The following is an 18,264-nucleotide window of genomic DNA, read 5'->3' on the forward strand; positions in this document are numbered from 1 at the left end:
GATGTGTATAAGAGACAGGCGCGGTCGCCGTCGCGACCGTCGGGGTCGTCACGGTGCTCAACGCGCTCGGCGGCGGCGAGGAGCCGCCCACGACCGCACCGCAGGCGCCCGTGACCGTCCAGGGCGCCCCGTGGAACCCGCCCGGGGAGCAGCCGGGCGAGGGCGCGGTGCAGCCCGCCGAGGACGAGCCGGACGAGCAGGCCGAGCCGACCGAGCCCAGCACCGACCCGACGAGCCCGGTCAACCTGCTCGGCACCACGCTCTTCGGCCCCGTCGCGGACCTGACGGTCACGGCCGCCGGTGCCTCCCTCGAGCCGCGCACCGCACAGCCCCTGGTGCTCACCGTCGCCAACACGGGGAAGGCGACGGCGAGCGAGACGGTCGTCGAGGTCGCGCTCCCGGCCGGCGTCGACCTGGCCATGCCGCAGGCGCCGGCCGGCGCGTCCGTCGGCGACGTGCTCGCGGCCGACGCCCTGTCGTGCACGCCGGGGGACACCACGGGGCGGACGGCGCGCTGCACGGTCGGCACCCTCGAGCCGGGCACGTCGCGCGACGTCTCGGTGCCGGTGCGCGCGCACGCCGGCGGCAGCTACGCGATCGGGGCCGCGGTCTGGGCCGAGGGCGTGGGGCGGGAGAACATCGCCCTGCCGCCCACCACCGTGCGGCCGTACGGCGCGGAGCTCACGGCCTCCAGCGGCGACGCCGTCCCGGTCTCGAACCCGGGCGCGGCCTGGGTGCCCGTCGCGGTGCGGAACACCGGCGACCAGCCCGCCGCCGCCTGGTCGGTGCAGCTGGGCGTGCCCGCCGGGCTGAGGCCGGTCACGACCGACGGCGACCTCGCCTGCGTGCCGGGCACGGGCGGCGACCAGGGCGCCGTCTGGACCTGCGTGGCCAAGCCCGAGGCCGCCCCGCTGGCGCCGGGTGAGCAGCGGTCCGTCCGGCTGCGCGTCGTCGCGGACGGCTCGGCCACCCCGGGGCCGATGACGGTCTCCGCCGCACCGCAGCTACCGGGCTCCCCGCACACCGTGGGCGGCAACGCCGCGGTGACGGTGGCGCAGTCCTGGGCCGGCGCGGCCTCGGGAGCACGCGCGGTCGAGGCCCGGTGCGCCGCCGTCGGCGGCGTGGCCACGGCCTCCGCCGTGGTCGAGGGAACGTACGTCAACCTCACCGACCAGAGCCTCGCGGTGCGGCTCGACGCCGCGGGCGACAGCGCCGCGGCGGCGCAGGAGGTCGCGCCGGGGGCGTCGGTCACCGTGCGGGTGCCCGACGGGCTCCGGGTCCCCGCCGGCGGCGCCACGTGGACGGTCGCGACGACCCTCGGCGGCGAGACCTACCGGACCAGCGTGCCCGCCGGGACGCACGGTTCCGCGGAGTGCTACGACCCGAGCTGGGCCGTCTCGAAGACCGCCGAGACCGTGAACGTCGACGGCCGCCTGCAGGTCCGCGGCACGCTCACCAACACCAGCGACGAGGCGATGCGGGTCGGGATGACCGCCGCCGGCGTCAGCACCGACCCGAAGCGGCTCGCGCCGGGGGAGAGCGCCACGTTCGTCGCGGCGACCGACCGCACCTCGCTCTCCGCGGGCGCCGCCGAGTTCCAGCTGTACCGCTGGGTGGCCGACCGCGACAACGACGAGCCCGCGCAGGGCGTGGTGCCCGCCGTCGCCCCGACGGCGTCGTACGCCGCCGCGACGCTCGCGCCCACGGTCGGCGGGCAGGTGACGCTCACCGCCGCCGAGTGCCGGTTCGACGCCTCCGCCGACACGTCGTGGCGCACCGTCGCCGTCCCCGTGGACAACAGCGGCTCCACGCACGCGGTGCGCTTCGCGGCGGCGGACCGCGCCGGGAACGGGGATTCCGCGACGCTCGCAGCCGGCGCCACCGGCACCCTCACGATGGCCGTGCCGTGGGGCACCCGCAGCCTGGCGGTCACCGCCGACGGTCGCGACCTCGCCACGGTGGACGTGCCCGGCTTCGAGAGCTGCGCCACCGTGGCCTGGCCCGGCTCGGTGGACGTGTCCACCGTGACCCGGTGCGTCGACGACCGTGCGCAGGTGGAGGTCGACGTGCGCAACCGCGGCGGCGGCGCGTGGAAGGCGGCCCTCGGGGACGGGGACGGGACGTCGGTCGAGCCGGGCTCCACCGTCACGCTCCGTACCTCCCCGGGCGGGCTGACGGCGGACGCCGGCCACGTCACCGTGCGGCTCTCCCGCGAGATCGAGGAGCGCACGCGGTCGGTCGAGCGGACGTTCGACCACGGCGCGGTGTCGTGCGTCGTCGTCGACCCGCAGGCGCGGCTGGACCCGGGCGCCGTGCAGGTGGAGAAGGGGCGGTGGCGCTCGACGTCCACCCGGGCGGTGGCGGTGGTGCTCGACAACACCGGGTCGTCGGTGCCGCAGGACTTCGCGGTGCGTGGCTCGAACGGCGCGTCCGTCGACGTGACCGTGCCCGCACGCCAGAGCCTGACCGCCGACGGCGGCACCGTGCGGGGCCGCGACGGGGCCAGGTACACCGTGCGCGCCGGCGACTGGTCCGCCGACCTCGCCGTCGACCCCTTCACGGGCACGACCGGCTGGTGCGCGGACCGGGTCCGCTGGAGCGGTGGGTACGAGGTGGGCGACGTCGCGTCGTGGCACGGCGCGAACTACCGCTACGTCGGCCGCGGCGCCCAGGAGGACGGCGCGGACAGCGCCCAGAAGCGTCAGGACGGAGACCACGCCCGGAGCCACGGCTGGGGCCGGACCTGGGAGCGCATCGGGGACTGCGAGTACCGCTGAGCCCTCCCGGGCCCGGACCGGTCAGACGATGCCGTACAGCCGGTCCCCGGCGTCGCCGAGGCCGGGGACGATGTACTTCTGGTCGTTGAGCCGCTCGTCGACGGCGGCCACGACGATCTGCACGTCGACGCGCGAGCCGATCGCGTCGTCGAGCACCTTCAGGCCCTCGGGGGTGGCGAGCAGGCACACGGCGGTGACGTCGCGGGCGCCGCGCTCCAGCACGTAGTCGATGGCCGCGACGAGCGTGCCGCCGGTGGCGAGCATCGGGTCGAGGAGGAACACCTGCCGGTCCGTGAGGTCGTCGGGCAGGCGGTTCGCGTACGTGACGGCCTCGTACGTGGACTCGTCGCGCTGCAGGCCGAGGAAGCCGACCTCCGCCGTCGGGATCATCCGCGTCATGCCCTCGAGCATCCCCAGCCCGGCGCGCAGGATCGGCACCACGATGGGGCTCGGGTCGCTGAGGCGCACGCCCGTGGTGGTGGTGACCGGGGTGCGGATCTCCTTCGGCTCGGTGCGCACGTGCCGCGTCGCCTCGTAGGCGAGCAGGGTCACGAGCTCGTCGACGAGGAGACGGAACGTCGCCGACGGGGTGTTCTCGTCGCGGAGGACGGTGAGCTTGTGGTCCACCAGCGGGTGGTCGGCGACGTGCAGGCGCATGGCCCCACGGTACCCGCGAGTTGTCAGGGCCAGCGCACGGTATACGTGGCTGTGGCCCTGACAGCTCGCGGGGCCGTTAGCCTGGCGGGCATGACGTCCGACGCCGAGCCCGCCGGCCCCGCCCGGCCCGGCCTGGCGCTGCCCTGGGCCGACGGCGAGTTCCCGCCGCACACGGTCAGCCAGCGGCGCGCGGTGTGGGACGCGCTCATGGGGCTGGCGCTGCACGAGGCGTCGCACGCGCTCGCCAGCGACGACGTCCCCGTGGGCGCGCTCGTCGTCGACGCGGACGGCCGGCTCGTCGGGCTCGGCCGCAACCGCCGCGAGGAGACCGGGGACCCGACGGCGCACGCCGAGGTGCTCGCGCTGCGGCAGGCCGCCACCACGCGCGGCGAGTGGCGGCTCGAGGGCTGCACGCTCGTCGTCACGCTCGAGCCGTGCGTGATGTGCGCGGGCGCGCTCGTCGCGGCGCGCGTGCGGCGGCTCGTCCTCGGCGCCTGGGACCCCAAGGCCGGCGCCACGGGTTCCGTGTGGGACCTCGTGCGCGACCAGCGCGCCAACCACGCCGTCGAGGTGGTCGGCGGCGTGCGCGAGGACGAGTGCGGCGGAATCCTGCGAGACTTCTTCGAGTCCCGCCGCTGACGACGACGTCCGCGCGGGCCGATGAGTCCCCACGACGACGGAGGTCAGCAGGGCATGGACACGACGGCACGCGCGGCGGCACCCACCCCGGCGGCACCCACCCCGGCCGAGTACGCCCGGCACAGCGCGTACTCCGACCCCGGCGCGCACGCCCCCCTGCTCCGGGCCGTCGCGCCGGACGCGGCCGCCGTCTCCGCGGCGGCGTGCGCGACGATCGTGCACTACCGCGCGGGCAGCCCCGCGCTCGCCGACGCCCAGCGTGCCGACATCGACCAGCGGTGGCTGGCGACGATCCTCGACACCGCCGTCGCCCGCCGGCCGGGCCCGCTCGCCGCGCCCCGCGACCTGCCGCAGCAGGTCGCCGGCTGCTGCCGCGACCACACGCTGTTCTCGCTCGGCGTGCTGCGCGAGCACGGCGTGCCGGCGCGGTCGCGGATCGGGTTCGCGGGCTACTTCGAGCCCCCGTTCTTCCACGACCACGTGGTGGTGGAGCACTGGGACGCCGGCGGCACGGGTGAGGACGGCCGCTGGGTGCGCTGGGACCCGGAGCTGTCGGACGACGGCTCGTGGGGCTTCGACCCTCGCGACCTGCCCACCGGCCCGGCGTCGCCCTTCCCCACGGCGGCGGAGGTGTGGCGCGCGATCCGCGCGGGCGAGGTGGACCCGGCGTCGTACGGCGTCGCGCCCGAGCTTCCCGAGCTGGGTGGCCAGGACTTCGTGCGCGGCTACGTGCTGCTCGAGCTGGCGCACCGGATGCGCGACGAGGTGCTGCTGTGGGACGTCTGGGGCGGGACGCCGGACGACGTCCCCGGCGTCGCGGAGCTCTGGGCGCAGGAGGTGCCCGACAGCGGCGGCGAGCGGTCGCCCGAGCCGTCGTCCGACGAGCTGGACGCGCTGGCCGACGACGTCGCCGCGCTGCTGGTCGCGGCCGACGCCGGGGACGTCGCCGCGGAGGCCGCGCTCGCGGAGCGCTACGCCGGCCGGTGGGCGGCCCGCGGCCGGGTCACGACCCTCTCGCCGACCGGCCGGGTCGGCATCACGGACCTGCGGGCCCGCACCACGCGCTGGGCGGACGCCCCGGCCTGACGGGCCCGGCCGGCCGGCCGTGCGGAGGTGGCGGGCGGAGGGGACGGGACCGGCGCGCCTCAGAGCGCCGCGGCGCGGACGCCGAAGACGTCCCGCAGGGCGCGTCGCGCGGCGTGCCACCCGCCCATGCCGTGCACGCCGGGGCCGGGCGGGGTCGACGCCGAGCAGAGGTAGACGCCCCCGGCCACGCGGTAGGGGTTCGCACGCAGCGTCGGGCGGGAGACCATCTGCCACATCGTCGCGGCGCCGGCGGAGATGTCCCCGCCGACGTAGTTCTGGTTGTGCTCCGCCATGGCGGCGGCGGGGATCGCCCGGCTGGCCACGACGACGTCGCGGAACCCCGGCGCGAAGCGCTCGATCTGGGCGGTGACGGTCTCCGTGACGTCCACGTCGGACCCCGCGGGCACGTGGGTGTACGCCCACAGGGGCCGCAGCTCGCCCGTCCCGGAGCCGACCCGGCGGGACGGGTCCGTGACCGTGGGATCGCTGACCAGGCACACGGGACGCTCGGCGTGCCGGCCCGCGGCGACCTCGTTCTCCGCGGCGACCATCTCCGCCCGGGTGCCGCCCACGTGCACCGTGCCGGCGCGGCCCACCTCCGGCTCCGCCCAGGGCACCGGGCCGGACAGCACGTAGTCCACCTTGGCGGCCGCGTTCCCGTGGCGGAACGCCCCCAGCGCGCGGCGCAGGCCCGGCGGGACGGCGGGGCCCAGCACGTCGAGCAGCGTGCGGGGCGTCGTGTCGAACAGGACGGCGCGTGCGGCGGGCAGGTCCGCCGGCGAGCGCACCCGGTGCCCCGTCACGACCGTGCCGCCGTGCGCCTCCAGGTCCGTGACGAGCGCCGCCACGATCGCCCCGGACCCGCCGCGCGGGACCGGCCAGCCGCCGTCGAACCCGCCGTCGGACGCTGGGCGCACCCCGGTGGGCCGAGCACCGGACAGGCCGGGGGCGGCGTGTGCCAGGGCGCCGAGCAGCAGCGAGGTGCCGGCGCCGGACAGCGACGGCAGCCGGGTGATGGTGTGCGCGGCCACGCCGGTGAGCAGCGCGGGCGCCGCCTCGCCGGAGAACCGGGCGTCCCAGGCCGCCGTGCCCTGCTCCGCGAGGCCCAGGCCGAACCGGGCGGCGGCGAGCGTCGCGCGCACGGGGTCGGCGCCGTCGAGCACCCCGGGCGGCACCGACCGGTGGTCGCCCAGCGCGACCGCGACCACGGCCTCCCACCGCGCGGCCAGCGGGCCGAGCAGGGAGCGCCACGCCGCGCCGTCGGGCCCGAGGCGCTCGGCCGTGCGCTCCAGGTCGCGGTACGCGACGGCGGCCCGCCGGCCGGGCAGCGGCTGCGCGTAGGAGACCTCGGGGGTGAGGAGCTCGACGCCGTGCGCCCGCAGGTCGAACGCGCGGAAGAACGGCGACGCCCACGCCATCGGGTGCACCGCCGAGCACAGGTCGTGCACGACGCCGGCGGGCATTCCCGCGACCAGGTCGCCGTCGCCGTCGTCGCCGGGAGCGAGCGTCCGGGCGCCCCCGCCGACGGTCTCGTTCGCCTCCAGGACCGTCACCGACAGCCCCGCGCGGGCGAGCGTCACCGCGGCCGCGAGCCCGTTGGGCCCCGAGCCGACCACGACGGCGTCCAGCATGCTGCCTCCCTCCGGCCGCCGCGGGCGCCCTCCGGGTGGGATCTCCCTACCGTCACGACGTGGGTGCGCGCACTGTCCGGCCGATACGACGCAGCCTAGTCTCGACGTCATGACCAGCACGGACGCCGCCGCCCGCGGCGTGGACGCCGCCCCGGCCCTGAGCTCGCGGGCCGCGTTGCTGCGCGCGCCCGTCGACCCGGCCACGGGTCGCGCCGTCGCGCAGCTCGCCGTGGGGACGGTGTGGCTGGCGAGCGTCGGCGTGGTCGTGTGGGTGCTGGTGCTCGTGTCGTCGGTCCTCGTGCCCGCCCTCGGGCTCGGCCTGCTCGCGCTCGGCGCGACGCTGCCGGTCGCCCGCTGGTTCGGCGCCCTCGAGCGGGAGCGGCTCGCCGCCCAGACCGGCGTCGTCGTGGCGGGCCCGCCACTCGCCGCGCCCGGCCTGCCGCGGTCGTGGGCCGGCCTCGGTCATACGCTGCGCGATGGGCGGGCGTGGGCGGCCGCGGGGTACGCGCTCGCCGCGATGCTGGTGTCCTCGGCGTTCCTCGCCGCGGTGGTGGCCCTGGTCGCCGGCGCGGTCGCGCTCGTCGTCGTGATGGCGCGGGGCGGGGTCGGCGCGGCCGGCGGCGCCCCGGGGCTGGCGTGGCCGGTCGCGCTGGTCGGCGGCGCCGTCGGCGCCGTGCTGCTGCTGTGGCTCGGGGCCGCCGCCGCCCAGGCGGGCACCTCCCTCGTCCTGGCGCTGGCGCGGGCGTGCCTCGGCCCGTCCGCGGCGGACCTCGCCCGCGCCCGGGCGCGCGACGCCGAGCACGCGGCGAGCGCGGCGGCCGAGCGCGCCGCCGTCCTCACCGAGACGCGGACCCAGGCGGTCGCGGCCGCGGACGCCGAGCGCCGCCGCATCGAGCGGGACCTGCACGACGGTGCCCAGCAGCGGCTCGTCGCGCTCGGGGTGGAGCTCGGCGTGGCCCGCCGGCTCGCCGAGCACGACCCGGCCGCGTCCGCCGCGGCCCTCGAGCACGCGCACGGCGAGGTGAAGGCGACGCTCGCCGAGCTGCGCGACCTCGTGCGCGGCATCCACCCCGCCGTCCTGTCCGACCGCGGGCTCGACGCCGCCCTGTCCGCGCTGGCGGCGCGCAGCCCGGTCCCCGTGCGGGTCGAGGCGTCCCCCGACGTCTCCCGGGCCGGCTCCGCAGCGCAGGCCGCGGCCTACTTCGTCGTCGCCGAGGCGCTGACCAACGTGGCCAAGCACGCCGACGCGCGCTCCGTCCGGGTGCGTGCCGACGTCGTGGACGTCGGTGGGGACGACGGTGGGGACGACGACGCCCGCCTGCGCGTCGTCGTGGAGGACGACGGCCGGGGCGGCGCCGAGCCGTCGCCCGGCAGCGGCCTCGCGGGCCTGCGCGGGCGGGTCGCCGCGCTCGACGGCGTCTTCGAGCTCGACAGCCCGCCCGGCGCGGGCACCCGACTGACCGTGGAGGTGCCGTGCGCATCGTGATCGCCGAGGACTCCGTGCTCCTCCTGGACGGCCTGACCCGGCTGCTGGCCGCCGAGGGCCACACGGTGACCGGCCACCGCACCGCCGACGAGCTGGTCGCCGCCCTGTCGCGGCCCGGTGCCGCGCTGCCCGACCTGCTCGTCACCGACGTCCGGATGCCGCCGTCGCACACCGACGAGGGCCTGCGGGCCGCGCTGCACCTGCGCAGCCTGCACCCGGACCTGCCGATCCTCGTGCTGTCGCAGTACGTCGAGCAGCGGTACGCGTCCGAGCTCCTGGCCCGCGGCGCGCACGCCCTCGGGTACGTGCTCAAGGACCGGGTGGCCGACGTCGACGCGTTCCTCGACGCCGTCGGCCGCGTGGCCGGCGGCGGCACCGTCATCGACCCCGAGGTGGTCACGCAGGTCATCGCCCGCAGCCGCCGCTCCGACCTCGACCAGCTCACCCGCCGCGAGCGCGAGGTGCTCGCGCTCATGGCCGAGGGCCGCTCCAACACCGCGATCGCGGACCGCCTCGTCGTCGGGATGCCCGCCGTCGAGAAGCACGTCACCAGCATCCTCACCAAGCTCGGGCTGCCGCCCGACGCCGACGACAACCGCCGCGTGCTCGCCGTGCTGCGGTGGCTCGACGAGAACGGAGCACGACCATGACCGCCACCGGACCCACCGTCGGACCCACCGTGCCCGCCCCGCCGGCCCCGCAGGAGCCGCACCGCGGCCCCGTCGGGCGCGCGCTGCTCGTGACCGGCATCGTCGTCGGGCTGCTCGCCGTGGCCTGGGGCGCGCTGTTCCTCGTGGACCGCGCCGTCGCGAGCACCACGACGCAGCACGAGACGTACGCGGCGGCCGGCACCGTCGAGCTGGTCGCCGACGGCGACGTCACGGTCCGTGCCGTCGAGGGCGGGGAAGTCGAGGTCGACGCGATCGCACGCACCGGCCTCACGAGCCCCACCTACAGCGCCGACGAGGGGGCCGACCGGCTCGCCGTGCGGCACGAGTGCGAGGGCCTGCGGTGGGTCCCCGGCCGGTGCGCCGGCGACCTGGCCGTCACGCTGCCGGCGGGCACCACGCTGGTGGTGCGCACCTCCAACGGCGACGTCGTCGCGTCCGGCGTCACCGGGGGAGCGGAGCTGCGGTCGAGCAACGGCGACGTCGAGGTGACGCGCGCGGCCGGCGGGCTTCATGCCGGCTCGAGCAACGGGGACGTCGTCGTCGACCGCGCGGTGGGGGACGTCGTCGCGACCTCGTCGAACGGGTCGATCGAGGTGACGGGCGTCGAGGGCAGTCTCGACGCGGACACCAGCAACGGCCGGGTCGACGTCTCCGGCGTGACCGGCGACGTCCGGGCCGAGTCCAGCAACGGCGACGTCACCGTCGTCGGCGACGGCGAGCCCGTGCGGCTCACGATCGAGACGTCGAACGGGGAGCAGACCACCGAGGGGCCCACCGACCCCGAGGCGGACCGCACGGTGGACGTCCGGTCGTCCAACGGCGACGTCGCGTACCTCGTGCGCTGACGCGGGCCCCGGGCACCTCCGCGCGGCGGATATCGTCGTCGGCCATGGGGATCTTCTCGCGCCGGACGCCGGCTCCGCCCGGCCCCGTCGAGCCGTTCGAGCTGCTGGTCGACACCGTCTTCGCCGTCCCGACGCGGGGCCACGTGTTCACCGGCACCGTGGCGTCAGGGCGGGTGCGCACCGGTCAGCCCGCGGTGCTGCACCTGCCGACGGGTGACCACCCCGTGACCGTCACCCGGATCGACGTGCGGCGCCGCAAGGCCGACGCCGCCGAGGCCGGCACCGAGGCCGCCGTCTACCTCGGCGGGCTAGGGCGCGGCGCGCTGCCCGTCGTCCCCGGCGGCGACGGGAGCCTGATCGACGCCGAGAGCGTCCGGGGCTGCCGCCTCGTCTCGGCGCCGTAGCCGCGTCCGGCCCGTCAGAGCCGGTCGGCCAGCGCGACGAGGGTCTCGGTGACGCCGTCGTCCACCTTGAGCGTGGCGAGCGGGTCCCCGCGCGTCTCGCCGCGGTTGACGATGACCACCGGCTTGTCGGCCTTGGCCGCGTGCCGCACGAACCGCAGGCCGCTCATCACGGTGAGCGACGTGCCCGCCACGAGCAGCGCGTCGGCGTCGTCCACCAGGGCGTACGCGCGCTGCACCCGCTCGCGCGGCACGTTCTCGCCGAAGTAGACGATCTCCGGCTTGAGCACGCCGCCGCAGAACTCGCACGGCGCCGGCACGAAGTGGCTGGTCTGCTCGATGACGGCGTCCGCGTCGGGCGCGGTCTCGATGTCCGCGACCGTGGCGCCGTCGTCGAGCACCGACTCCACGAAGCCCGGGTTGAGCGCGTCGAGCCGCTCCGCGAGGTGCGCGCGGCTGATGACCCGCCCGCAGCTCAGGCAGATGACGCGGTCGTACCGGCCGTGCAGGTCGATGACGTGGCGCGAGCCCGCGTCCTCGTGCAGCAGGTCCACGTTCTGCGTGATGACGCCGCGCACCAGCCCGCGCTCCTCCAGCCGAGCGAGCGCCCGGTGCCCCGCGTTCGGTTCCGTGCGGTGCACCACCTGCCAGCCCACGTGGTTGCGCGCCCAGTAGTGGCGGCGGAACGCCTCGTCGGCCACGAACTGCTGGTACGTCATCGGCGCGCGCTTCGGAGAGTCCGGGCTGCGGTAGTCCGGGATGCCCGAGTCCGTGGACACTCCCGCGCCCGTGAGCGCGGTGACCGTGCGGCCCTGGAGCAGGCGGACCGCGTCGTCGATCGTGCCGTGGTGCACGACGGCGTCGGGCGGGAGCTCCCACCGCCGGTCCTGGTACGTCGGGGCGAGCGGACGGGGCACGGGTTGCACGCCTTCGAGCGTACGTCGCCGCGGCCGCCGCCACCCGGTCCTGCGGGGGAGGACGAGGGTCCGGACCACCTCGCCGTCAGCTGGTGGTGGTCGACGACGACTGACCGCCCTCGTCGGTCTGGTCGGACTGGGCGCCCTGGTCGGTCGAGCCGCCGGGAGCGGCTCCCCCGGGGCCACCCATCCCTCCGGCGGGCTCCTCGCCGGCCGTGGCCGTGCCGACCTCGTCGCCGTCGGCGATGAGCGTGTACGTGTCGCCGTCCGTGATCTCCGGGCCGGTGTAGACGACCGACTGGGCCGTCTTCGACAGCGTGATCGTCGCGACCTCGGTCCCGTCGGCGTCCACGACCGCCACCTCGGTGCCGGCCTCCAGCGTGGCGTCGGCGGTCAGCGCCACCCAGCCCTGCGTCGAGTCCTCGTCGAAGGCCTCGGCCATGCCCGCCGACCCGACCGCCAGCACCGTGCCGCCGGAGACCGTGCTGCCGCCCGCGGAGTCGAGCGCGCCGTTGCCGCCGTTCGTCGGGCCCTCGACGACGACGTCGCCGCCGCTGACCACCGTGACGCCGTTGGAGTCCAGGCCGTCGCCCTCCGCGTCCACGTGCAGCGTGCCGCCCGTGATCGTCAGCGACGCGCCCTCCTGAACCGCGTCCATGCCGCCGCCCCCGCCGCCGCCGCCCTGGGGAGCCTCGCCCTGGGGCATCTCGCCGTCGGCGGGCGGCTCGCCGGTCGGCATCTCGCCGTCCGCCGGGGGCTCGGGCTGCGCCTGCTGGTCCTCCGTCGTCGTGTCGTCGGTCGTGCCGTCCGTGGTGTCGTCGGTCGCGCCGTCCTCGGTGGTCGTGTCGTCCTCCGCCTCCTTGACGGTCGCGTTGAGACCGTCGTCGGTGGAGGTGATGTCGGTGTCGCCGCCGGAGACGGCGATGGTCGCGGCCTCGACGCCCTCCTCGGAGCCGGTCACGGTGAGCGTGCCGTCCGTGATCGCGACGTCGGTGAAGCCCTGCACGCCGTCGGACCCTGCCTCGACGGTGACGTCGCCGCCGGTGAGCGCGACGTACCCGGCGGTCACGTCGTCGTCGGCGTCGGACTTCAGCCCGTCGCCGCCGGCGGTGACGTCAATCGTGCCGCCGCTGACCACGAGGTAGTCCTTGCCGCGGATCGCGTCGTCGGCGGCGTCGACCGTGACGGTGCCGCTCGCGATCACGAGCCCGTCCTTGCCGGTGATGCCGTCGTTCGCGTTCCCGACCACGTCGAGCGCGCCGCCGCCGGAGACCGCCAGGTCCGCCGTGGAGTACAGCGCGGCGTTGGCGGCGTTGTCCGACGTCGTGTCGGCGTACTCCGCGGCGTCCTCGAGCCGGTTGGTGGAGCCGTCGGCGAGGACGACCGACACCTGGTCGGCGTCCCGCACGTCGATCGCGGCGCCGGTGGAGCTGGTGACGTCCGCGCCGTCCAGCACGAGCCGCACGACGCCGTCGGCCGACGAGTCGACCACGACCTGGCCGTCGTCGAGCGTGCCGGAGACGCGGTACGTGCCCGGCTCGGTGATGGTGACGGTCGACCCGTCGACGGTGACGCCGTCGCCGGAGGCCGCCGCCGACACCGAGGCGGAGTCGCCGTCGAGCGTGACGGCGACCTCGTCGGCCGTGTCCCACGTCGCGTCGGCCAGGGCGGCGGTGTCCTCGGACGACAGGTTCTCCGCGAGGACGTCCTGAGCGGAACGACCCGAGTTGTCCGTCGCGGACACCTGGGCGGTGGTGGTGCCGGAGCCGTCGGAGGCGGCGGTCGTCGAGCCGGCGCTGCACGCGGCGAGCGCGCCGACGGTCAGGCTGCCCGCGGCGGCGAGCGCCACGGTACGGGTCCAGAGGGTCTGGGGTCGGGGGATGCGCATGGTTCGGGTCCTCTTCGCTGGTGGTGGGAGGGGTGGCAGGGGTCGGGGTCAGGCGGCGCCGAGCCGCTCGCGCCGCAGGCGGCGCCAGGGGTGGTCGGGCAGGTCGGGCCGCAGGGTCGCGAGCCCGGTCGCGTACTTGGAGATGCGGTCGGGGCGGTGGCCGGCGCGCCAGAGGGCGCGGTCGGCGGACGACGGCGCGGTGCCGGCCTTGGTCTCGACGACGACGAGGTCGCCGACGTCGGCCGTGCCGCCGCCGCGGGCGGCGCCGTCGGGGCCGGCGAGCCGCCATCGCAGGCCGGTGTCGAGCGTGACGCGGGCGTCGGGCAGCAGCACGGTGGTGCGCCGGTAGGCGGAGCGCAGCACGGGGGCGAGCTGCGCCGACGGGGGCGCGGCGAGTCGGGCGGCGGCGAGGCGGTCGTCGACGAACTCGAGGCCCTCGCCGGCCAGCGGGGTCGCGGGCTCCCACGGGCGGCGCTCCTTCACCGTGACGCCGCGGGCGGCGCGCGTCTTGACCTCGAGGAACGTGGCGTTCCCCGTGTCGACGTAGGTGCGGGTGCGGACCTTGAACCGCCGGCGACGGCGACGCGCGGCCAGCCGGAAGGTCAGCAGGTCGGCCGTGTCGTAGTACGTCGAGGCGTACGTGAACGACCGGTCGCCGTCGATCTCCAGCACGCGCGGGCCGTGCGCGGCCAGCGCGGAGAGCAGCGCCGCGACCTCGGCGGGGGTGAGCACGTACTTGCGGTCGACGCGGGTCTGGAGGGCGGCGGTGGCGTCGAGCTCCTCGAGGGTGACCGGCGCGGCGCCGGCCAGGCCGTGGGCGACGACGGTCCCGGCGGTCACCGGGTCACCGCCAGGGCGTCGTCCCGGACGGCGACCGGCCGGGTGGGCCGGCCGCCGTCGCGCGGCAGGTCGTACCGCACCTCGACGCGCGTCGTGTCGTCGGCGAGGTCGATCTCCTGCACGGACACGGACCGCACGCGGGCGCCCAGCAGGGTCTCGAGGTGGGCGGTGAGCTCGGCGCGGTCGACGACGGCGCGGTCGAGGACGATCGTCTGCGACCCGTGCCGCGCCAGGAGCCGCGGGTGGTCCGCGACGGCCATGACGACGAGGATCAGCGCGGACCCGGCGACGCCGAGCCAGCCGGCCGACGTGCCCAGCCCGCCCAGCAGGCCCAGCGCGAGCGCGGCGAAGTAGTACGCGACCTCGCGCTGCGACAGCTCGTCGGACCGCAGCCGGATGATCGACAGCACGCCGAAGAGCCCGAGCCCGAGGCCCGCGGCGACCGAGGTCGACGCCAGCACGGCCGACACCGCCAGCACACCGACGTTGACGCCGAGGTACGCGACCACGAGGTCGCGGCGGCGGTGCCGGGGGAAGTAGAGGGCGAACGTCAGGATCGACACGGCGACGAGGTCGACGGCGTACAGGGCTGCGGGAGGCATGCGGGCTCCGGGAGATCAGGGACCGGTCGTGGTCCGTGGGTGGGAAGGACACCCAGTGGACACCTCGCGCTCAGGTGGGCACTGGGGGCGCCCTGGGAATCCGCTGCGAGGGGTGGACGGACGCTGGGAACGCCGCTGAGCAGGCCCGACGTGCGGGCAACGGCCGGTCGTGCTGATCATCGGGGCGTGACGCAGGAGACAGGACGACGCCGGCTCGCGGCCGCCGGCCTCGCGCTCGTCGTCACGCTCGCCGGGACGGGGTGCGTCGCGAGCAGGCAGCAGCCCGGCCAGGCGACGGCGGCGGTGGCGGACGCGCTCGCGGAGGCCGGTTCCGCGGGGGAGACGGCGCGGATCGCCGTCGGCCTGCTCGACGAGGGCCGGGTCACCGGACCCGTCGCCGACACGGTGCTGCTGGACCAGCTGCGCGTGCTCGACGACGCCGAGTCGGCGCTCACGACCCTGGTGCCGCCCGACGCCGCGACGGCGGCGCGCCGGACCACCGGGCTGGACGCCGTGGGCGACGTCTCGGACGCCGTCGTCGCGGCGCGCTCGTGGGTGGCCGCACGGTCCGGGGGGGACCTCGCCGGCGCCGACGGCGTGCCCCCGTCGTCCGACGACCTCCTCGTCGAGCTCGCGACCGCCCTCGACGCGACCGACGCCGCCCTGGCCGAGGCGGGCGGGCCGTGAAGAAGCTGCTCGCCGCCGCGCTCGGCATCCTCACCGCCATCGGCGGGTTCGTCGACATCGGGGACCTGGTGACCAACGCCGTCGTCGGGTCCCGGTTCGGCATGTCGCTCGCCTGGGTGGTGGTGCTCGGCGTGGTCGGCATCGTGCTGTTCGCGAGCATGTCCGGGCGGGTCGCGGCGGTGAGCGGCCGCGCCACCTTCGAGATCATCCGCGAGCGGCTCGGGCCGCGGGCCGCGGGCGCGAACCTCCTCGCGTCGTTCGCCATCAACCTGCTCACGCTCACCGCGGAGGTCGGGGGCATCGCGCTCGCCCTGCACCTCGCGAGCAGCGTGGAGCCGCGCCTGTGGATCCCGGTCGCGGCGCTCGCGGTGTGGCTCGTGCTGTGGCGCGTGAAGTTCCAGATCATGGAGAACGTCGCCGGCCTCATGGGGCTGTTGCTCGTGGGGTTCGCGATCGCGCTGTTCCAGCTCGGCCCGGACTGGGGCGAGCTGCTGCGCCAGGCCGTGCCGCCGTCGCCGCCGGGCACGGAGCACCCGGCGTCGTACTGGTACTACGCCGTCGCGCTGTTCGGCGCGGCGATGACGCCGTACGAGGTGTTCTTCTTCTCGTCGGGGGCCGTCGAGGAGCGATGGACCGCCAAGGACCTCGGCACCAACCGGCTCAACGTGCTGCTCGGCTTCCCCCTGGGCGGCCTGCTGTCGCTCGCCATCGCGGCGTGCGCCGCCGTCGTGCTGCTGCCCGCGGGCATCGAGGTCTCGTCGCTGTCGCAGATCGTGCTGCCGGTCGCGCAGGCGGGCGGGGTGCTGCTGCTCGCCGTCGTGATCCTGGGGATCGTGGCCGCCACGTTCGGCGCAGCCCTGGAGACGGCCCTGTCCAGCGGGTACACGCTGGCGCAGTACCTCGGCTGGTCGTGGGGCAAGTTCCGCCGGCCGGCGCGGGCGGCGCGCTTCCACCTCACGATGATCGTGGCGCTGCTGCTCGCCGTCGGGATCCTCATGACGAGCGTGGACCCGGTCGCGGTGACGGAGATGTCGGTGGTGTTCTCCGCCGTCGCGCTGCCGCTCACGTACGTGCCGATCCTCGTCGTGGCCAACGACCCGGAGTACATGGGCGAGCACGTCAACGGGCGGGTGGTCAACGCGCTGGGCACGGTGTACCTGGTGATCGTGGTCGTCGCGGCGGTCGCGGCGATCCCCCTGATGATCGCGACGGGAGCGGGCTCATGACGGAGCCGAGGGGAGAGGTGCGCCTCGTCGACGCCCGCCTGCACCTGCTGAGCCGGCAGGTGCTGGACGCGGACGGCGAGCCGGCCGGCGCGGTCGACGACCTGGCCCTCGCAGGCCCGGACGGGGGCGAGGTCGAGGCGGGCCGGGAGACGCACGTGGAGGCGATCCTGGTCGGCCCCGTGCTGGCGACGCGGCTCTTCGGCGGCCGCGTGCCCGACAGCCGGCTGCCCCGCATCGCGTGGGACGACGTCGGGCACGTCGGGACGGCGATCGAGCTCACCGTGCCCTCGGACCGGCTCGACGCCGTGTGGGTGGAGCGCTGGGTGCGCGACCGGCTGATCGCGCGCGTCCCCGGCGGTCGGCACGACCCGGAGGCCGAGGGATGAACGTCGGCGACCTCCTCGACGCGCGCGTGCTGGGGCCGGACGGCGCGGCCCTGGGCGTGGTCGTCGACGTCCGCCTGGCGCTCGGGGTCGTGGACGAGCCGGAGGACCGGCCGGGGGCCGGGGAGGACCGCGAGGAGGCCGAGCACGACCCGCCCCTGAGCGCGCAGGCGCGGCGTGACGCCGTCGGGGCCGCGCGTCTGGTCGGGGTGCTGGTCGGGCCGCGCGGGGCCGGGTCGTTCCACGGGTACGAGCGCACGGACGTGCGGTCGCCGTGGCCGATCCCGCAGCTCGTGCGCCGCCGTCACCGCGGCACCTTCCTCGTGCGGTGGGAGGACGTCGCGGCGGTCGAGGGCGACCCTTCCGCCGACGACGGGATGCTGCGCCTGCGCCTCGCGCCGGGGTACTCCGAGCTGCCGGCAGGACTCGGATGACCCGAGGGTGGCGGCGCGGCTCCGCGGCCCTGCGCGAGGTCTGGGTCCGGCACCCGCGATGGTCGCTCGCGCTGCGGGGCGCAGTGGCGGCGGCGCTGGCCTGGGTGGTCGGGGTGCTCGCACCCGCGCCGCTCTCCGAGTATCCCTACTACGCGCCTCTCGGCGCCGTGGTCGCGACGGCGGGCACCCTGGCGCGGTCGGCGCGGGAGTCCCTCCAGACCGTCGGCGCGCTGCTCCTCGGCGCCGGGATCGCCCTCGCCGCGGACGCCGTGCTGGAACCGAGCGCGCTGGCCGTAGCGCTCGTCGTCGGCGTGGCGCTCCTGTGCGCGGGGTGGCGGGTGCTCGGTGGCACGGGGGTCTGGGTGGCCAACTCCGCCCTCTTCGTCCTCGTCCTCGGCCAGGGCCAGGACGCGGAGTACATCGGCGCCTTCGCCGGGCTGGTCGTGGTGGGAGCGGGCATCGGCATCGTGGTGAACCTCCTGTGGCCGCCGTTGCCGATCACGCCGTCGGACCTCGCGCTCCGGGCGCTGCGCGCGAGCCTCGTCGAACAGCTCGACGACCTCGCGGACTGGCTCGACGACGAGGGCCCCCTCGAGCCGGACGAGTGGGAACGGCGGCGGCACGCCCTCTACCCGACGATCGAGGGCGCCCGGGCGGCGGTCGCGCACTCCGGGGAGGCGTCCCGGGGCAACCTGCGGGCCCGGCGGTACGGCGAGCGGGTGCGCACGCAGGCCCGTGAGTCGGCGGTGCTGGGTGCGGCGGCGGAGGTGGTCGACGAGGTGGTGCGTCTGCTCGTGGACGGTGAACGGACGGGGCGCGACGACGTCGCGCTCGGACCGCGGCTGCGCCCCGAGCTCGCGACGGCGCTGCGGTCCTTCGCCGACGCCCTGCGCGACCCGGTGGACGACACGGACGACACGGACGGCGACTCCGCTGACGACCCCTGCGCCGGGTTCGCCAGGTCGCTCGACCGGCTCCGGGACGTGGTGCGCGAGTCGCGGGAACGGACGGGCGGCGACCATTTCGTGGCGGGTGCGCTCGTCGTCGTGCTGGGCCGCGGCCACGACGTGCTCGCGGGCTGATCCGCGACCTGG

18 protein-coding genes are annotated in these 18,264 nt (G+C 76.5%); 12 read left to right on the forward strand and 6 right to left on the reverse strand.

Annotated features, from left to right (window positions below; translation table 11 throughout):
* Nucleotides 1-53: 53 nt before the first annotated feature.
* On the forward strand, nt 54-2,777 hold the full coding sequence (locus tag ACFWEK_RS01880; RefSeq protein WP_430552896.1) for a hypothetical protein: 2,724 nt from the start codon (nt 54-56) through the stop codon (nt 2,775-2,777).
* Between the two features lie 21 nt (nt 2,778-2,798).
* Here ACFWEK_RS01880 and upp read toward each other — a convergent pair whose 3' ends face one another.
* A complete protein-coding gene (gene upp / locus ACFWEK_RS01885; RefSeq protein WP_429766460.1) occupies nt 2,799-3,434 on the reverse strand; it encodes a uracil phosphoribosyltransferase in 636 nt (211 codons plus the stop codon).
* A 90-nt stretch (nt 3,435-3,524) separates the two neighbouring features.
* Between upp and ACFWEK_RS01890 the strand changes: the two genes are divergently transcribed.
* Nucleotides 3,525-4,073: a nucleoside deaminase gene (locus ACFWEK_RS01890; protein WP_430552897.1), complete on the forward strand. Its 549-nt coding sequence runs from the start codon at nt 3,525-3,527 to the stop codon at nt 4,071-4,073.
* A gap of 54 nt (nt 4,074-4,127) precedes the next feature.
* On the forward strand, nt 4,128-5,159 hold the full coding sequence (locus ACFWEK_RS01895; RefSeq protein WP_430552898.1) for a transglutaminase domain-containing protein: 1,032 nt from the start codon (nt 4,128-4,130) through the stop codon (nt 5,157-5,159).
* Between the two features lie 59 nt (nt 5,160-5,218).
* On the opposite strand, the gene ACFWEK_RS01900 is transcribed toward ACFWEK_RS01895, so the two are convergent.
* Nucleotides 5,219-6,790 carry a phytoene desaturase family protein gene (locus ACFWEK_RS01900; protein ID WP_430552899.1) on the reverse strand — a complete coding sequence of 524 codons (1,572 nt, stop codon included), beginning with the start codon at nt 6,788-6,790 and terminating at the stop codon, nt 5,219-5,221.
* 109 nt (nt 6,791-6,899) lie between these two features.
* On the opposite strand from ACFWEK_RS01900, the gene ACFWEK_RS01905 reads away from it, so the two are divergent.
* Genes ACFWEK_RS01905 through ACFWEK_RS01920 form a run of 4 tightly spaced genes read left to right on the forward strand, consistent with a single transcriptional unit; the run spans nt 6,900 to nt 10,196 of the window.
* Nucleotides 6,900-8,276 (forward strand): sensor histidine kinase, encoded by a 1,377-nt coding sequence (locus ACFWEK_RS01905; protein ID WP_430552900.1) that lies wholly within the window; start codon nt 6,900-6,902, stop codon nt 8,274-8,276.
* A complete protein-coding gene (locus tag ACFWEK_RS01910) occupies nt 8,264-8,926 on the forward strand; it encodes a response regulator (protein ID WP_430545997.1) in 663 nt (220 codons plus the stop codon). The genes ACFWEK_RS01905 and ACFWEK_RS01910 overlap by 13 nt, the downstream gene beginning before the upstream one ends.
* Entirely contained in the window at nt 8,923-9,792 is an 870-nt protein-coding gene (locus ACFWEK_RS01915) for a DUF4097 domain-containing protein (RefSeq protein WP_430545998.1), read from the forward strand. The genes ACFWEK_RS01910 and ACFWEK_RS01915 overlap by 4 nt, the downstream gene beginning before the upstream one ends.
* Before the next feature lie 44 nt (nt 9,793-9,836).
* Nucleotides 9,837-10,196, forward strand: a complete 360-nt coding sequence (locus ACFWEK_RS01920; RefSeq protein ID WP_430545999.1) for a hypothetical protein — start codon at nt 9,837-9,839, stop codon at nt 10,194-10,196.
* 14 nt (nt 10,197-10,210) lie between these two features.
* On the opposite strand, the gene ACFWEK_RS01925 is transcribed toward ACFWEK_RS01920, so the two are convergent.
* From ACFWEK_RS01925 to ACFWEK_RS01940, 4 genes are all read right to left on the reverse strand, one after another.
* Nucleotides 10,211-11,119, reverse strand: coding sequence for an NAD-dependent protein deacetylase (locus tag ACFWEK_RS01925; RefSeq protein WP_430546000.1), 909 nt, complete (start codon nt 11,117-11,119; stop codon nt 10,211-10,213).
* A gap of 76 nt (nt 11,120-11,195) precedes the next feature.
* Nucleotides 11,196-12,998: a carbohydrate-binding domain-containing protein gene (locus ACFWEK_RS01930; protein ID WP_430552901.1), complete on the reverse strand. Its 1,803-nt coding sequence runs from the start codon at nt 12,996-12,998 to the stop codon at nt 11,196-11,198.
* Between the two features lie 48 nt (nt 12,999-13,046).
* The gene (locus ACFWEK_RS01935) at nt 13,047-13,838 is read right to left on the reverse strand and encodes a polyphosphate polymerase domain-containing protein (protein ID WP_430552902.1); all 792 of its coding nucleotides are present in this window, start codon (nt 13,836-13,838) and stop codon (nt 13,047-13,049) included.
* Nucleotides 13,835-14,440 (reverse strand): DUF4956 domain-containing protein, encoded by a 606-nt coding sequence (locus tag ACFWEK_RS01940; RefSeq protein WP_430552903.1) that lies wholly within the window; start codon nt 14,438-14,440, stop codon nt 13,835-13,837. Before ACFWEK_RS01940 ends, ACFWEK_RS01935 begins: the two co-directional genes overlap by 4 nt.
* A gap of 186 nt (nt 14,441-14,626) precedes the next feature.
* Between ACFWEK_RS01940 and ACFWEK_RS01945 the strand changes: the two genes are divergently transcribed.
* Genes ACFWEK_RS01945 through ACFWEK_RS01965 form a run of 5 tightly spaced genes read left to right on the forward strand, consistent with a single transcriptional unit; the run spans nt 14,627 to nt 18,252 of the window.
* Nucleotides 14,627-15,127 (forward strand): hypothetical protein, encoded by a 501-nt coding sequence (locus ACFWEK_RS01945; protein ID WP_430552904.1) that lies wholly within the window; start codon nt 14,627-14,629, stop codon nt 15,125-15,127.
* On the forward strand, nt 15,124-16,353 hold the full coding sequence (locus ACFWEK_RS01950) for an NRAMP family divalent metal transporter (RefSeq protein WP_430552905.1): 1,230 nt from the start codon (nt 15,124-15,126) through the stop codon (nt 16,351-16,353). The genes ACFWEK_RS01945 and ACFWEK_RS01950 overlap by 4 nt, the downstream gene beginning before the upstream one ends.
* Nucleotides 16,350-16,739 carry a hypothetical protein gene (locus ACFWEK_RS01955; RefSeq protein WP_430552906.1) on the forward strand — a complete coding sequence of 130 codons (390 nt, stop codon included), beginning with the start codon at nt 16,350-16,352 and terminating at the stop codon, nt 16,737-16,739. Before ACFWEK_RS01950 ends, ACFWEK_RS01955 begins: the two co-directional genes overlap by 4 nt.
* A complete protein-coding gene (locus ACFWEK_RS01960; protein ID WP_430552907.1) occupies nt 16,736-17,170 on the forward strand; it encodes a hypothetical protein in 435 nt (144 codons plus the stop codon). Before ACFWEK_RS01955 ends, ACFWEK_RS01960 begins: the two co-directional genes overlap by 4 nt.
* Entirely contained in the window at nt 17,167-18,252 is a 1,086-nt protein-coding gene (locus ACFWEK_RS01965) for an aromatic acid exporter family protein (RefSeq protein ID WP_430552908.1), read from the forward strand. Before ACFWEK_RS01960 ends, ACFWEK_RS01965 begins: the two co-directional genes overlap by 4 nt.
* The last annotated feature ends 12 nt before the right edge of the window (nt 18,253-18,264 follow it).

The organism is Isoptericola sp. NPDC060257, assembly GCF_042726645.1.
Lineage (GTDB): Bacteria > Actinomycetota > Actinomycetes > Actinomycetales > Cellulomonadaceae > Isoptericola > Isoptericola nanjingensis.